This is a genomic window from Acidipila sp. EB88, assembly GCF_003858395.1.
Lineage (GTDB): Bacteria > Acidobacteriota > Terriglobia > Terriglobales > Acidobacteriaceae > EB88.
In genome coordinates, this window is record NZ_QWEV01000005.1 from 2668866 (window position 1) to 2683662 (window position 14797).

The window sequence follows — 14797 nt, forward strand, 5'->3', positions numbered from 1 at the left end:
ACTTAGAGAGAACTTGTGTGAATCAGCCGTATGCGTGCGTGCAGTCGGTGCACATACCTGTGTGCTGCGGCAGGTAGATCAGTCACGCTGTCTATTTTAGTAACAACACAAAGTATTACCTGTGCAGTGTTACCAAGGCTGGGTGTGACTCCTAGCGTAACAACAATGACGCATTGAAGACGGAAGCAACTGCGCATGCGTCGCGGGACGCGAATGTACTTGCTGTAGCGCCCCGTACCCCCTAGACTCACTCGCAACAAGCCCTGTTACACCCCGGAGGTTTCATGAGGTCGGAGACGTACGTGCTGGATCAATCGCCAGTTAGAGCGGGTGCGCCCGAAGAGCTGGCGGGGCCAGCCCCGATCGCAGAAGGTCCGGTCAGCCGGAGTGAACGCATCGGCACCCTGGATGTGCTGCGCGGGTTCGCCTTGATGGGCATCCTGCTGATGACTATCCCTGGTTTTTCCCTGCCGGAGTTCGACAACGTAAACCCCATCACGATGATCAAGCCGGTATTCTCCGGTCCGCACTGGCACGTCAACACGGCGATCTGGTTCGCGCGCTGGATCTTCGCGGAAGGGCGTATGCGCGCACTGTTCTCGATGCTGTTCGGCGCAGGCGTGATCCTGCTGACGAGCCGCGCAGAAAGCCGTGGCGCCGGCGTACGTACGGCAGACATCTTTACCCGGCGCAACATGTGGCTGGTGGTGTTTGGCCTCGTGCACAGCTATCTCATCTGGTTCGGCGACATCCTGTATCCGTACGGGATTTTTGCGCTGCTGTTCCTGTTCCCGCTGCGCCACCTGAAAGCGAAGACACTGCTATGGGCCGGCGTGGTGCTGCTCTCCATTCAACCGCTGGTGCTTGAGCCGCTGCATGTGCGCAAGGTTCTGCACGACCACGCAGCTGCCGTAAGTGCGTATGCGGCGCGCGATGCACATCAGTCGCTGTCTGCCCCGCAGCAGGGTGCGATCGCGACCTGGGAAGCACGCGAGGCCGCGCAGATCCCGACGCGCGCGTCGCTGTACCAGGACATCGCTGCGCATCACGGCTACCTCGCCGCGCAGAAGACAAACGCACCCATTGTGTTTGGCTGGCAGACCACGCAGATGCCGCGCGACACCATGGATGTGTTGAGCATGATGCTGATCGGGATGGGACTTTTCCGGAACGGTTTCCTGGTGGGACGGCTGCGCGCCCGCACGTACTTGGTTTGTGCGCTCGTGGGGCTTGGTGTGGCGTGGCCGCTGGCTGCGGGGTCGACGTGGTACGAGTGGCACGGGCATTTTGAACTGCTGCATACCCTGCCGCAGCAGCTTACTTTCCAGGTAAGCCGACTGTTTGGAGCCATTGGCAATGCGGCGCTGGTGATCCTGCTGGTGAAGCGCGGCATCTTCCGTCCACTGCTCGGGCGCATGGCGGCCATCGGGCAAACCGCGCTGAGCAATTACCTGCTGACCAGCATCCTGATGCAATGGTTGTTTGTGTGGGGACCGCTGCACTGGTACGGCATGCTGGAGTACTACCAGCTTTACCTGGTGGTGCTGGGTATGTGGTTGATCAATCTTACGGTCAGTCCGGTATGGCTGCGCCACTTCCGCTTCGGGCCGGTGGAGTGGCTGTGGCGTTCGCTGACCTACTGGAAGCGGCAGCCCATGCGGCTCACGGCCTGAGCGTGCCGGGTAAGTGGGTAAGTTTAGGGGTAGAGCGCGTCGACTTAGTACGTGAGTAATGTAAATATTGCGCAGCTATCTAGCTTTAAGTGGGCGGATCGTTTCTTATCTACTTAGTAATACGCACTCCAGATGCGTAGAAGGGAGATAAGTTATGGTCATCAGTCTTATTCTGCTTGGGCTTCACATCGGACTTAATCTCAACCTGTAGTTCAAAGTTCGGGCGCACCGCCGGCGAGGTCGTCAGGGTTCACCGTCCTGCATCGACTGGCGCAGGTTCGATCAGAGAGACATACAACCAGAGCCGTCTGTAGAACCCACCCCCGGGTCTTACAGACGGCCCTTTTTTGTGCGCGCGCATGGTCAGGGAACTGCCGCTAGGGAAGCAGGATGACGTTGCGGCCGCGCGTGAGCTGTGCGATGACAGAGCCCCTGGCGTGGCGCGCGAACGTGTTGCTCGCTGCATAAATGGGTGTGCCGGCCGGAGCTTTCACGAACACCCCTTCTCCGGACGGGATGGTGTACACGTGGTTGTCGATCGCGACATCGCGAGAAAAAGTGTTCGGGTTCTCAACCTTGACGAGGAGCCGGGTATCCCCGGACGCCTTGATGGACGCGCCGGTGTGCAGGTGAAACAGGCCGGGAAGCGGCAGTGCGTGGGCGCCGGATGCTGCGGCGAGGGTGAGAGCGGTGACGGCGACAAACCTGGAAGCAGCAGTAGACACAAAGCGAATCGACATGGGATATCCCTCTTGGTCGCAACAGCGGCCGGTGCAGTGCGACGGGATCTGCTGCCATGGTTCAGTCAAACTCGTCGTGCAGGAAGGTACGCAGGTTGGGGGCTATTGGTTCCCTCAAGGCGAACGCCATGGTGTTGCGGGTTGCGATGCACACCTTCGACGGCGCTGCGATAGGCTTGCGCCAAGAGGAGCATGCGATGCCGGTGGAGATATCCAAGCAGGTGCGGGCGGAGGCGATTGCTTCGATCCGTCGCTACTTTGAAGAGAATTTGCCGGAGCCGCTCGGTGAGTTGCCGGCGGGGCTGCTGCTGGACTTTTTCATCGAGGAAGTGGGTCCCGTGATTTACAACGGCGCGATCGCCGAAGCGCAGGCGCGCCTGCAGCAGAGGGTGCTGGACCTGAGCGGCGAACTGTATGCCGATGCCTTTCAGTACTGGCCGAAGCAGGCAGCCAAGCGGCGCGGCAAGCGGCTTTGACCGCGGTCGAGCATGCGCACGGCAGCGCTCTGCCGGGGAGCGCCTGGTTGCAGCCCGGGCAGGTGCGGGGACGAAACACATGGGCGCACAAGGGGAACCCGGTTGGAGACGGTACCCCCGGGGAATACACGCAGCGGCTGACGGCAGCGACTGTAAGATAGAGCCGCAGTGGTGGCGCGGGGCGTTGTGTAAGCGCTGCACGAGTTGCTGTGTGGGACCCGCATCTGCTTGCGCCTGGAGGCCCGTTGCTTTACTGGCTGCTTTATCAAAAGTTGTTTCCCTACGTTTCGCCGTTTCGCATCTTTCGCTACCTCACCTTTCGCACAGCCTTTGCCTCGCTCACCGCGCTGCTGATCGGCCTGTTTATCGGCCCGTACGTGATCGAGAAGCTGCGCGAGTTCCAGATCGGCCAGTACATCCGCGAGGACGGGCCGCAGGCGCACCAGAAGAAGGCAGGCACACCGACGATGGGTGGCGTGCTGATCTGCATCTCGATTCTGCTGCCCACGCTGCTCTGGGCCGACCTGTCGAACCCTTTCATCTGGCTGGTGATGCTGTCGACGCTGGGCTTCGGTGCGATCGGCTTTGCCGATGACTACATCAAGGTCGTGCACCGGCGGAACCTGGGGCTGACCTCGCGCGCGAAGATGGGCTACCAGATCCTGGTGAGCACGGGTGTAGCCGTGGCGCTGGTATCGATGCAGACGCAGGGGAACTACTCGACCGAGCTGGTGGTGCCGTTTCTGAAGCGGTTTCATCCGGCGCTGTCGATCCCGGTGCTGGCGCACCTGCCGCACCTGCACCTGCTGGCATTTCTACCGTTTATCGCGTTCGTGGTGCTGGTGGTGGTGGGCTCAAGCAACGCCGTGAACCTCACGGACGGGCTGGATGGTCTCGCCATCGGCTGCACGATCGTCGCGGCAGCGGCACTGACGGTGCTGACCTATGTGAGCGGGCACGTGGTGTTTGCGGACTACCTCGAGCTTTCGCGCATGCCGATGGTGAGCGAGTTGACGATCTTCTGTGGATCGATGGTGGGCGCAAGCATCGGGTTCCTCTGGTACAACGCGCACCCCGCCGAGGTGTTCATGGGTGACGTGGGATCGCTGGCGCTGGGCGGCGCGATTGGCACCGTGGCGGTGGCAATCAAGCAGGAGCTGCTGCTGCCGTTTATCGGTGGCATCTTCGTGCTGGAGGCAGCCTCGGTGATTCTGCAGGTGGGCTCGTACAAGCTCCGCAAGAAGCGCATTTTCAAGATGGCGCCGCTGCACCATCACTTCGAGCTGATGGGCTGGTCGGAGTCCAAGGTGATCGCCCGGTTCTGGATCGGCTCGCTGGTGTTTGCGCTGTTTGCGTTGACGACGTTGAAGCTGAGGTAAACCGCCTTCGCGGCTGGCGGCCACTTCGTGGCGTGTGTACTTAAAGAACACATGTCCCGAAGGGACCGCACGCCGCGCAGGCGGTCTTGCTTGTCTCGCCCGTCTATCGTCCGGTCGGGCCCGCGTGTTTCAATTGGGCTGAAGATTTTGCAGAGGGCAGAGGCGGCTGGATGGAGCTGAAGGGCAAACGCGTGCTGGTAGTGGGATTGGGCCGGTCGGGACTGGCTGCGGCCTTGTTTCTGCGGCGGCAGGGAGCGCAGGTTACGGTCTCGGATATGCGCAGCGCCAAGGCGCTGGAGCTGGAGATCCCGATGCTGCTGGAAGAAGGCATCGCGGTCGAAGCCGGCGGCCATGGCCTGCTGACGTTCCGCAGGCAGGACCTGCTGGTACTGAGTCCCGGCGTGCCTCTGGATACGCCGGAGATCCGGCAGGTGCGGGCGTTCGGGCAGCAGATCGTGGGCGAGGTGGAGCTGGCGTCGCGCTTCCTGAAGGGCAGGACACTGGCGATTACCGGGTCGAACGGTAAGACAACGACGACAACCCTGTGCGGGGCGATCCTCGCGGCGAGCGGGGTGCCGACGGTGGTGGGCGGCAATATCGGGGTGCCCGTGGTGGCGCTGACGGACGCGTCGCGGGACGAGGGCTGGAATGTGCTGGAGATCTCGTCGTTCCAGCTGGAGACGATCGATACGTTCCGCCCGGAGATCGCGGTGCTGTTAAACATAACCCCCGATCACCTGGACCGGCATGGGTCGTTTGAAAAGTACCGCGAGGCCAAGGAGCGGATCTTCGCGAACCAGACGGCTGCGGACTTCCTGGTGCTGAACGCGGATGATGACGTGACCCACCGGGCAGCGGCGCGCGCTCAGTCGCAGGTGTTCTGGTTTTCGCGCAAGCGGGTGGTGCGGCAGGGCGCGTTTGTGCACGAGGGCGTGGTGATGTTCCGCGCCACGGAGAGTGGTCCTGCGGAGCCGGTGCTGCCGGTGGCGGCAATCCCGCTCAAGGGTGTGCACAACCTTGAGAACGTGCTGGCAGCCGTGGTGGCGACCCGGCTCGCCGGGGTGCCGGCCGAGGTGATCCATGCGACGGTCAGCAGCTTCCAGGCGGTGGAGCACCGGCTGGAGTTTGTGGCGGATGTGCGCGGGGTTGCGTACTACAACGATTCCAAGGCGACCAACGTGGACGCGGCGGCCAAGGCTGTGAGTTCGTTCCCGGCAGGCGTACACCTGATCCTGGGTGGCAAGGACAAGGACTCGGATTACCGGGCGCTGCTGCCGCTGATCCGCGAGCGGGTGCGTGCGGTGTACACGATCGGCGCGGCTGCGGCCAAGATCGAGTCGCACCTGGACGTGCTCCGGGAACAGGCCGGCGCGATCCCGGTGGTGCGTGCCGACACGCTGGAGCGCGCGGTTGCGCTCGCTTCGGAGTCGGCGACGCCGGGCGAGACGGTGCTGCTGGCGCCGGCCTGCTCAAGCTTCGATCAGTTTCGCGACTACGAGCAGCGAGGCGAGCGATTCAAGGACCTGGTGCGGGCTTTGCCCCTGGCGACTGCCCAGGCACCCGTCGAAACCTCTGACCTTGAAGCAACGCGGCAGGGAAGCTAGCCGGTGGCCAAACGCGTCGGCGTGGATAAGTGGATCTTCTGCATTACGCTGCTGCTGGTGGTGGCGGGGCTGCTGATGATTTTTTCTTCGTCAGCGGTGATGGCGAGCGCGAAGTTCAACTCGGCCTACTATTTTGTAAAGCGGCAGGCGATCTGGGCGGTGGCCGGGCTGCTGGCCATGTGGGCGCTGATGCACGTGGACTATCGCAAGCTGAACAACCCGACCGTGGTGTTTCCGGGGGTGGCGATCACAATCATCCTGCTGGTGGGCGCGTTCTTCGGGCATGACTCGCATGGCGCGCATCGCTGGATCAAGCTGGGACCGATGCAGTTTCAACCGTCGGAGCTGGCGAAGCCGGCGCTGGTACTGTTCCTGGCATGGTGGCTGCAGGACCGCATGAGCCGGATTGAAGAGGTCAAGCAGACGATCCTGCCGGCGGTGATCCCGTCGCTGCTGTTTGTGCTGTTGATCGTAAAGGAGCCCGACCTGGGCACCGCGATGGTGTGCGCTGCGGTGACGGCGCTGCTGCTGTACCTGGCGGGGATGAACTTCAAGTACCTGTGGTGGGCGGCGCTGGGATCACTGCCGTTTTTGTACGTGCTGCTGTTCCGGGTGAAGTTTCGCCGGGACCGGATTTTCGCGTTTCTGAATCCGGAAGCGGACCCGCTGGGTAAGGGGTTTCACATCATCCAGTCGCTGATCGCCGTGGGCACGGGCGGGTTCCACGGCGTGGGCTACATGGAGGGGCGGCAGAAGCTGTTCTACCTGCCTGAGCCGCACACCGATTACATCTTTGCGAATGTCGCGGAGGAGCTTGGACTGATCGGGGCGATCTGCATTCTGCTCCTGTTTGTGGGGTTCGGCTATCGCGGAATCCGCGCGGCGATCCTGTCGACGGACCCATTTGCGCGGTTCCTCGCGTTCGGGATTACGTCGACGGTGCTGATCCAGGCGTTCTTCAACATCAGCGTGGTGATCGCGCTGCTGCCGACCAAGGGCATCACATTGCCGTTTGTTTCTTACGGCGGAACGTCTCTGTTTATTACGCTTGCCTCGGTTGGGGTGCTGCTGAATATTACGCGGGAGATCGAGTGACGGCAGCGGGTGTTGCTGGAGTGGAGCAGGGACGGCCCATCCGGGTGTTGATCGCGGGCGGCGGCACGGGCGGGCATATCATCCCGGCGCTGGCGATTGCGACTGCGCTGGAGACGGGACCGGGTGGGGCGGAGCTGCTGTTCCTGGGAACCTCGCGGGGTCTTGAGTCGAGGCTGGTGCCGCAGGCGGGGTATCGCCTGGAGCTGATCGAGGTAGGGCAGTTAAAGGGCGTGAGCCTCGCAACCCGGGCGCGGACGCTGCTGGACTTGCCGCGTGCCGTGCTGCGGGCGCGGGCGCTGCTGCGGAGTTTCAAGCCGGATGTTGTGGTCGGCGTGGGCGGGTATGCTTCAGGCCCGGCGATGGCCGCGGCCGTGTTGGGCGGGGTGCCCACGCTGGCGTTCGAGCCAAATGCGGCTCCCGGGCTGGCGAACCGGCTGGTGGGTAAGCGGGTGTCCGCGGCTGCGGTGAATTTTGCGCCGGCGGCACGCTTCTTTCGCAATGCGCGGGTGACGGGGATCCCGGTGCGGGGGGCGTTCTTCTCGCTGCCGACGCGGGATGCCAATGCGGACCAGGCGCCGGAGCTGCTGGTGTTTGGCGGCAGCCAGGGGGCGCGGGCGCTGAACCGGGTGATGCCCGAGGTGCTGGTGCGCCTGCTGGCCGCCGTGCCAGGGCTGCGGGTGCTGCACCAGGCAGGGGCGCGTGCTGCGGAGGAAACCCGGCGGGCTTTTGCCGCAACCGGGGCTGACCCGGGGCGGTGGCAGGTCAGCGCGTTTGTGGACGACATGCCGGCCCGGTTCGGTGCGGCTGACCTGGTGCTGGCCCGCTCGGGGGCGAGCACGGTGGCGGAGCTGTGCGCGGCAGGGAAGCCATCGCTGCTGGTGCCGTTTCCGCTGGCCGCGGACGATCACCAGAGGCGCAATGCCGAGGAGCTGGCGGCACGCGGGGCCGCGGTAGTGGTGCTCGAGCCGGAGCTGACGGCGGACCGGTTGCTGCAGGAGCTGGTGGGGCTGCTGGGCGACGAGCCGCGCCTTGCACGCATGGCCGGCGCGGCGCGCGCGTTAGCGCGGCCGCATGCGGCGGAGGAGATTGCGACCATGGTGCGGGAGCTGCGCCGGAAGTAGAGCGGCCAGGCATCTTGCAACGCGGGCGTGCTCACCCTGCGTGGTCTCGCGGAGGGTGAGCAGAAACGATTGAAGAGATAGCAGGCGGGCAGCTCGCTGTCACTGAAGAGCAGCGAACAAAACAAAGAGCGGAGTCCCATGCGGGCTCCGCTCTTGTTGTTGGTACTGCCGCCCCGGGTTTGGGGTAGCTGCAGGTTCGGCCTGCTTTAGCGGTGTCCGCCGCCACCACCGCCGCCATGGAAGCCGCCACCGCCACCGCCGGCGTGAGCACCGGAGAAGCCGCCGCCAGCGCCGCCGCCATGGAAGCCACCACCGCCGCCCGCGAAGCCGCCGGAGCGCGCGCCGGAGTAGCCACCACCAGCGAAACCGCCGGAGCGAGCGCCCGCGTAGCCGCCGCCTGCGAAGTTGCCGCCACGGGCTACGCCGCCCGTGTAGCCGCCCCCACGATAGCCATTGCCGCCGGCATAGCCACCGCGGTAACCGCCGCCGCCGTATCCACCGCGACCGTAGCCGCCGTATCCACCACGGCCGTAGCCACCGTAGCCGCCGCGGCCATAACCAAAGCCGCCGTAACCGTAGCCGATGCGGCCATAGCCGTAGCCCCAGCCGCGTCCGTAAAAGCCGTGGTACCAGGGGCCCGCGCCGATGAAGACGCCGCCCAGGAACCAGTCAGCGCCGTAATAGCCGTAGGGCGCGCAGGAGTAGGGGTAGTAGCTGTAGTAGCCGTAGGAGCAGGCCGGCGCCACATCGGCATAACCGTAGCCGTACCCGGGGTAGTCCACTGCAGGGCCGATGCCAATGCCCACCGCAACCTGTGCTTCTGCGGCACGCGGCGTTGCCAGGAAGGGAGTAGCCAGCAGAGCAGAAAGTGCGAGAGCGCGAACGATGTTCTTCATGATTTGATTTCTCCTCATCCCGCGCTGAGCCACGTGCTTCTCGCGGCGGGTATGACCGCTTGGCCGGCGTTGCTGCGTTCGGCCGGACTGTCTGTGGAAACACGCATCATTGGCAGTAGTTGCGCGGGCAGACACTTGTTTTCCAACCCAGACCTACGATTGGATGCGCGTTGCGCCCGGGGTGCGGCGGAAGGGGCATGCTGCGTGGTGACCAATGCACGGGCGTAGTCCAGGCAACCCCCTCGGCCTCGTCTGCACTCCCGAAGAACGGCTTGTGGGCGCCAGAGGCCTCGGGGAGAAGGCGCGCGCCGGAACTGGCGCCAGCGCCCTGCGATAGTCTGCTAGCACAGCATGTTTGCCAAGGCACAGCGCGTTCACTTTATCGGCATCGGCGGGATCGGCATGAGCGGTATTGCCGAGATCCTGCTTACCCTGGGGTACTCAGTCTCCGGTTCTGACCAGCGGCACAGCTCCGTCACCGAGCGCCTGCAGCGACTGGGCGCGAGCGTGTTCCTGGGGCATGCGGCCGCCAACGTGGTGGGCGCGGGCGTCGTGGTTGCGAGCTCAGCGATCGATCCCGCCAACCCGGAGGTCGTCGAGTCGCGCCGGAGAAAGATCCCGGTGATCCAGCGGGCCGAGATGCTGGCGGAGCTGATGCGCCTGAAGTACGGCATCGCCGTGGCTGGCATGCACGGCAAGACGACTACCACGTCGATGATTGCCAGCGTGCTGGGCGCCGGTGGGCTCGACCCGACGCTGGTGGTGGGCGGACGGGTCGATGCGCTGGACTCGAATGCGCGCCTGGGCAAATCGCAGTACCTGGTGGCGGAGGCGGATGAGAGCGACCGGTCGTTCCTGAAGCTTTCGCCGATCCTGGCAGTCGTGACCAACCTGGACCGTGAGCACATGGACTGCTACCGGGACATGGCCGACGTGGAAGCGGCGTTTGTGGAGTTCATGGACCGGGTGCCGTTCTATGGCGCCGTGGTGGCCTGCTGTGACAATGCCGCGCTGAACGCGCTGCTGCCGCGGGTGCGACGGCGCGTGTTTACCTACGGCACCAGCCCGCATGCCGACTACGTGGTGCGCTCACTCCCAACGACCAGCGGACTGGCGCCGCAGGCGACCGAACACGAGGGTGCGGACGGCATGCCGGTGCGCTCGCGGTTCGAGATTGTGGCCGATGGCACGGTGCTTGGTCCATTCGACCTCCTGGTGCCGGGCGCGCACAACGTCCTGAATGCGACGGCAGCCATTGCGATTGCGCATCAGCTCGAGGTGCAGCCTGCGGAGATGATTGCGGGGCTGCGGCAGTTTCGCGGGGTCGACCGGCGCTTTCAGAACAAGGGCTGCGTGCGCGGCGTCACCGTGGTCGATGACTACGGGCACCATCCGACCGAGATTGTGGCGACGCTGCGGGCGGCGGAGCAGTGCGGGTTTGGGCAGGTGCACGTGATCTTTCAGCCGCACCGGTACACGCGCACGCGCGACCTGATGCCGGAGTTCGCCGGGGCGTTCCAGGGCGCGGCTACGGTGCAGGTGCTGGAGATCTACCCGGCGAGCGAGCAGCCGATCGCCGGGATCACCGCCGAGGCACTGGTGGCCGCGGCGGCGCAGACCGGCATGCGGTATGCCGGGAGCGCGATCGAAGCGGTCGAGCGGGCTATCATGGCTGCCGAGGACGGGGATGTGATCCTGACGCTGGGCGCGGGGAGCGTGTCGCAGATTGCGCCGCTGGTGCTTGAAGCCTTGAAGGCAGGAGTGCCCGCAGGCCGATAGCCCGCCGGGCGTTTGTTTCCCGATCGAAACGTGTCGCTGGGTTTGCGCTGGAGAGATGCTGTGCAGGAAGAGACGGGCTCCACAAGCGGCACCATGCTCGGTGATTTCTCCGGGGCGACTGCCAGGAGTTGGGATCGGGTCGATGGCATTGACCTGTTGCGTGGGCTATCTATCTTCTTCGTCCTGATGAACCACGTGAACATGCGCCTGCTGGGAGCCCGGGTGCCGTATACCCATGGGCTGCCGACGCAGCTCACCGACACACTGGTGTGGAATGGCCAGTTTGCGGTGCAAATGTTTTTCGTGATTTCGGGATACCTGATCACGTCGACAAGCATGCGGCGGTGGAAGGGACCGGAGACGCTCGAGGTCCGAGCCTTTTACCTGCTGCGCTTTGCACGGATCGCCCCGCTGATGATCCTGGTGTTGCTGCTGCTGAGTGTGCTGCACCTGGTGCATGTACCGGGGTACGTCGTTTCGCCAAAAACGGGCGGACTGCCACGGGCGCTTCTCGCGGCAGCCACGTTGCACATCGGGTACCTGGAAGCGACGCGGGGCTACCTTCCGGGGAACTGGGACATCCTCTGGTCGCTTTCCGTTGAAGAGATGTTTTACCTGTTTTTCCCCGTGGTGGCCCGCGTATTGCGCAGGCAGTGGCTGCTGGTGCCGCTGCTGATCTGCTTTGTGGTTGCCGGGCCGTTTGCACGGATGAAGGGGTTTAACCCGAACCCGGTCTGGCGCGAGTACTCGTACCTGGGCGGCATGGACGGGATCGCCCTTGGGTGCCTCACCGCCATGTTCCTTGCGAACAAGCACCTCTCGCGCCCGTGGATCTATGTTTGCGGGGCAATCGGGGCGGCCGTGCTGGTCTTCAACCTGGGGTTTTCGGTCGAGGCCTTGAAGCTGGGCCTGGGCCGCAGCGGGTTGGACTTCACGATGCTGGGCGGCGGGGTCGCGCTCGTGATCGCCGCTGCGACGCAGTCGGGATGGCGAGCCCCACGCGTACTCGCGCCCCTGTTGCTTGTTGGACAGCGAAGCTACGAGATCTACCTGACGCACATGTTTGCCGTGGTGGCCTTGTTTGCGGTGTTCGTTGCGGTGGGCAAGCCGATGGCGGGTGTCCCCGTGTTGTTCGTCGCGGTGCTGGTGACGGCGGCCGTGCTTGGATGGGGCGTGGCCATTCTGTATGCAGAACCCATGAACCGGGCGATCCGGCGGCGCAGTGCTCTGGACAAGGCATCGCTGGCGGCTGCTGTGCCTGCAGTGGATTGACGAGGCGTCGCGGCACGTGACAGCGCGCTGCGTTACCGATATGGATCATTGCCGAGGAATTCGCCCGGGAACCGGGCGGTGGAGCGATTGTGGCGGGCTATAGTCAGGGTGGCGATTCTCCACGACCTGGCTCGGGCGTGGCAAAACTGAACCAAGATGGATGGACCAGCCGGCAGCGTGCGGCGGTCGCCGAGGACGAGGATGACTCGTTCCTGCGCCCGGACGTGCCTGCGGCACCTGGCAGCCGCCGGCGCAAGCCGGCACGGCGCGGGGCCGATGGCGAGCTGGTGCCCAACTATGACCCCGCGCTCGACCGCGACACAGCGGACGATCGCGGGGCTGCGCCTTTCCTGCGCGGCAGCCGTCGGGTCGGCCCCAACGGCCAGCGGGATGCCAGTGGCCGGCAGCGGCGCAAGGGCGCGTGGTGGCGCCTGCTGCTGCAGACCCGTGTGGGCCGCGTCCTTGTGGCACTGGCAGTGCTGGTGGTGCTCGGCTGCTTCGCTGCCGCAGCCTGGGAGGTGCATTCATTTCTCGCCCATGACGCGCATTTCCGCATCGACTCCTCGGCCGCCATCGAGGCCACGGGCAACACCGAACTAAGTCGCACCGAGCTGGTGAATGCTTTCGGGTCCGACATTGGCCGCAACATCTTCTTCGTTCCGCTGGCAAAGCGCGAGGCAGCGCTGGAAGCAGAGCCATGGGTCAGGCATGCCACCGTAATGCGCCTGCTGCCGCATACCTTGCGGGTCGAGATTCAGGAGCGGGTGCCGGTTGCCTTTGTGCGCGTGGGCCGGCAGATCGGACTGGTGGATGCCGAGGGCGTGCTGCTGAGCATGGCCCCGGCGACCCTGGCGGCCCGGCATTACTCGTTCCCGGTAGTGACGGGACTGGATGCGAACGGACCGCTGGCCGCGAGGGCGGAGCGGATGCAGTTGTTTGCGCGCTTCTCGGCTGCGCTGGATGCAGGGCCGACCAAGGTGACGCCGCTGCTGAGCGAGGTCGACCTGAGCGACCTGGATGACGTGCGTGCCGTGGTGCCGGCGCAGGGTACGGATATCCTGCTGCACTTCGGCAATGGCGACTTCCTGGAGCGGTACCACTCGTATCAGCAACACCTGGCCGAGTGGCGCCAGCAGTATCCCAACCTGAGCGCCGTGGACCTGCGCTACGACAAGCAGGTGGTGCTGAAGATGGCTGATGCCGCGCAGGCGGATGAGGCCGCGGAGCAGAAGGCGGCCGCGGCGCAGGCTGTGGCTGCATCGAACCCAGGGTCAGGTGAAGCGGCAGGCAACAGCGGGCATAGCGGTGCCAGGGCAGGCAGTTCCCACGGGTCGCATGACCCGCATGCTGTGGTCAGCCATCCGGCAGCCCATGCGGCACAACACCCCGGCAAACACCCGGCCTGGTACTCGGAACGTCGCGGGCCGCACCATTCGGTGCAGTGGGTGCCGCACTACGTAGATCACGCAGGAAGGGCACATGCCGGGAGGTCGCAATGACGCCGAAAGGTGAGCCGGTGCTGGCGGTTCTGGATGTGGGCAGCCACAAGACACGGATGCTGGTGGCGGAGCTGCACGAAGGCTCGCTGCGGTATCGCGGGCACGGGGTGGCGGCAAGCGCGGGCATTCGCCGGGGCGTGATTGCGGACCTGAAGCCGGCGACCGAGTCGATCAACCAGGCGTCGGTGCTGGCGGAGGCGTCCTCGCAGGCCGTGATCGAGCAGTGCGTGGCCGGGATTGGCGGCAACCATGTGCGCGGGGTGAACTCGCAGGGCGGCATCGCGCTGGGCTCGAAGATGCGCGAGATTACGCGGGAGGATGTGCGGGCGGCCGCCGACCGGGCCCGGGCGATCTCGCTGCCGAGCGATCGCGAGATCCTGCACCTGCTGCCGCGGCATTTTCTGCTGGACGAGGTGCCGGGGATCCATGACCCGGTGGGCATGGTGGGGCACCAGCTGGAAGTTTCGCTGCATTTGGCGACCTGCTCGGCCAGCGCGCACCAGAGCCTGGTGACCTGCTGCAACAAGGCGGGGCTGGCAGCAACGGAGACGGTGTACGAGGCGCTAGCGGCGGCGGAAAGCTCGCTTTCCCCGGATGAGCGCGAGCTGGGCTGCTGCCTGATCGATATCGGCGCGGGATCGACGGAGCTGATCGTCTACTTTGAAGGCGCGGTGGTGTACACGGCGGCGATCCCGATCGGGGGCAGCCACTTTACCAACGACTTGGCGGTAGGCCAGCACCTGGGTCTGCCCGAGGCGGAGTACCTGAAATGCGAGTACGGCCACGCGGTTGTGACCTCGGTCTCGCAGACTAGCGAGATCGAGTGGCAGCCGGAAGACCAGGGCGTGATGCCGCGGGGATCGATCCGGCAGAGAGCGCTGGCGGAAATTCTTGAGCCGCGGGCGCGGGAACTGTTCACGCTGATTCGCGATTCGCTGCGGAATGGCGCGGTGCTGGAAGCACTGGGCGCGGGGTGCGTGCTGGTTGGTGGCGGCGCGAAGCTGGCCGGCCTGCTGGATACCGCGGAAAGCATTCTGCGGGTGCCGGCGCGCATCGGTACGCCGGTGCCGCTGTCCAGGATGCCGGCCGAACTGCAGCAGCCGGAGTACGCGACACTGGTAGGACTGATGCTGTATGCGCATCGCACCAGCACGATTCGCGCGGAGCAGGAAGGGTCGCTGCGGGCCAAGCTGCGGTCGATGTTTGCGGGAAGTATCTAGGATTCTGGCCAGGAACGTTCTGGCCCGATGCGGGTTTCAGTTT

General features: G+C 64.9%; 12 protein-coding genes. 10 read left to right on the forward strand and 2 right to left on the reverse strand.

Going from position 1 to position 14797, the window contains the following annotated elements; genetic code table 11:
* Positions 1 to 284: 284 nt before the first annotated feature.
* Entirely contained in the window at positions 285 to 1673 is a 1389-nt protein-coding gene (locus tag D1Y84_RS11660) for a DUF418 domain-containing protein (RefSeq protein WP_124848758.1), read from the forward strand.
* 377 nt (positions 1674 to 2050) lie between these two features.
* Here the strand turns inward: D1Y84_RS11660 and D1Y84_RS11665 are convergent, their stop codons facing one another.
* On the reverse strand, positions 2051 to 2413 hold the full coding sequence (locus tag D1Y84_RS11665) for a hypothetical protein (RefSeq protein WP_124848759.1): 363 nt from the start codon (positions 2411 to 2413) through the stop codon (positions 2051 to 2053).
* Positions 2414 to 2610: 197 nt separating this feature from the next.
* Between D1Y84_RS11665 and D1Y84_RS11670 the strand changes: the two genes are divergently transcribed.
* The 5 genes from D1Y84_RS11670 to murG all read left to right on the forward strand — a co-directional run bounded on the left by D1Y84_RS11670 (position 2611) and on the right by murG (position 8088).
* Positions 2611 to 2889, forward strand: coding sequence for a DUF2164 domain-containing protein (locus D1Y84_RS11670; RefSeq protein WP_124848761.1), 279 nt, complete (start codon positions 2611 to 2613; stop codon positions 2887 to 2889).
* Between the two features lie 245 nt (positions 2890 to 3134).
* Positions 3135 to 4268, forward strand: coding sequence for a phospho-N-acetylmuramoyl-pentapeptide-transferase (mraY, locus tag D1Y84_RS11675; protein ID WP_124850095.1), 1134 nt, complete (start codon positions 3135 to 3137; stop codon positions 4266 to 4268).
* A gap of 170 nt (positions 4269 to 4438) precedes the next feature.
* Positions 4439 to 5872, forward strand: a complete 1434-nt coding sequence (gene murD / locus D1Y84_RS11680; RefSeq protein WP_124848763.1) for a UDP-N-acetylmuramoyl-L-alanine--D-glutamate ligase — start codon at positions 4439 to 4441, stop codon at positions 5870 to 5872.
* Positions 5873 to 5875: 3 nt separating this feature from the next.
* Positions 5876 to 6967, forward strand: coding sequence for a putative lipid II flippase FtsW (gene ftsW / locus D1Y84_RS11685; RefSeq protein WP_124848765.1), 1092 nt, complete (start codon positions 5876 to 5878; stop codon positions 6965 to 6967).
* Complete coding sequence (gene murG / locus D1Y84_RS11690) at positions 6964 to 8088, forward strand: undecaprenyldiphospho-muramoylpentapeptide beta-N-acetylglucosaminyltransferase (protein WP_233581357.1); 1125 nt, start codon at positions 6964 to 6966, stop codon at positions 8086 to 8088. The genes ftsW and murG overlap by 4 nt, the downstream gene beginning before the upstream one ends.
* Before the next feature lie 206 nt (positions 8089 to 8294).
* Here murG and D1Y84_RS17740 read toward each other — a convergent pair whose 3' ends face one another.
* Positions 8295 to 8984 (reverse strand): hypothetical protein, encoded by a 690-nt coding sequence (locus D1Y84_RS17740; RefSeq protein WP_199726397.1) that lies wholly within the window; start codon positions 8982 to 8984, stop codon positions 8295 to 8297.
* Between the two features lie 351 nt (positions 8985 to 9335).
* On the opposite strand from D1Y84_RS17740, the gene murC reads away from it, so the two are divergent.
* From murC to ftsA, 4 genes are all read left to right on the forward strand, one after another.
* Positions 9336 to 10763: a UDP-N-acetylmuramate--L-alanine ligase gene (gene murC / locus D1Y84_RS11700; RefSeq protein ID WP_124848767.1), complete on the forward strand. Its 1428-nt coding sequence runs from the start codon at positions 9336 to 9338 to the stop codon at positions 10761 to 10763.
* Positions 10764 to 10823: 60 nt separating this feature from the next.
* Positions 10824 to 12035, forward strand: a complete 1212-nt coding sequence (locus tag D1Y84_RS11705; RefSeq protein WP_233581358.1) for an acyltransferase — start codon at positions 10824 to 10826, stop codon at positions 12033 to 12035.
* 89 nt (positions 12036 to 12124) lie between these two features.
* Entirely contained in the window at positions 12125 to 13534 is a 1410-nt protein-coding gene (locus tag D1Y84_RS11710; protein ID WP_124848769.1) for a cell division protein FtsQ/DivIB, read from the forward strand.
* Entirely contained in the window at positions 13531 to 14754 is a 1224-nt protein-coding gene (ftsA, locus tag D1Y84_RS11715; protein ID WP_124848771.1) for a cell division protein FtsA, read from the forward strand. The genes D1Y84_RS11710 and ftsA overlap by 4 nt, the downstream gene beginning before the upstream one ends.
* The last annotated feature ends 43 nt before the right edge of the window (positions 14755 to 14797 follow it).

Coding starts and splice junctions, on each gene's coding strand:
- D1Y84_RS11660 (WP_124848758.1), top strand. CDS start 285: ATGAGGTCGGAGACGTACGTGCTGGATCAATCGCCAGTTAGAGCGGGT.
- D1Y84_RS11665 (WP_124848759.1), bottom strand. CDS start 2,413: ATGTCGATTCGCTTTGTGTCTACTGCTGCTTCCAGGTTTGTCGCCGTC.
- D1Y84_RS11670 (WP_124848761.1), top strand. CDS start 2,611: ATGCCGGTGGAGATATCCAAGCAGGTGCGGGCGGAGGCGATTGCTTCG.
- murD (WP_124848763.1), top strand. CDS start 4,439: ATGGAGCTGAAGGGCAAACGCGTGCTGGTAGTGGGATTGGGCCGGTCG.
- D1Y84_RS17740 (WP_199726397.1), bottom strand. CDS start 8,984: ATGAAGAACATCGTTCGCGCTCTCGCACTTTCTGCTCTGCTGGCTACT.
- murC (WP_124848767.1), top strand. CDS start 9,336: ATGTTTGCCAAGGCACAGCGCGTTCACTTTATCGGCATCGGCGGGATC.
- ftsA (WP_124848771.1), top strand. CDS start 13,531: ATGACGCCGAAAGGTGAGCCGGTGCTGGCGGTTCTGGATGTGGGCAGC.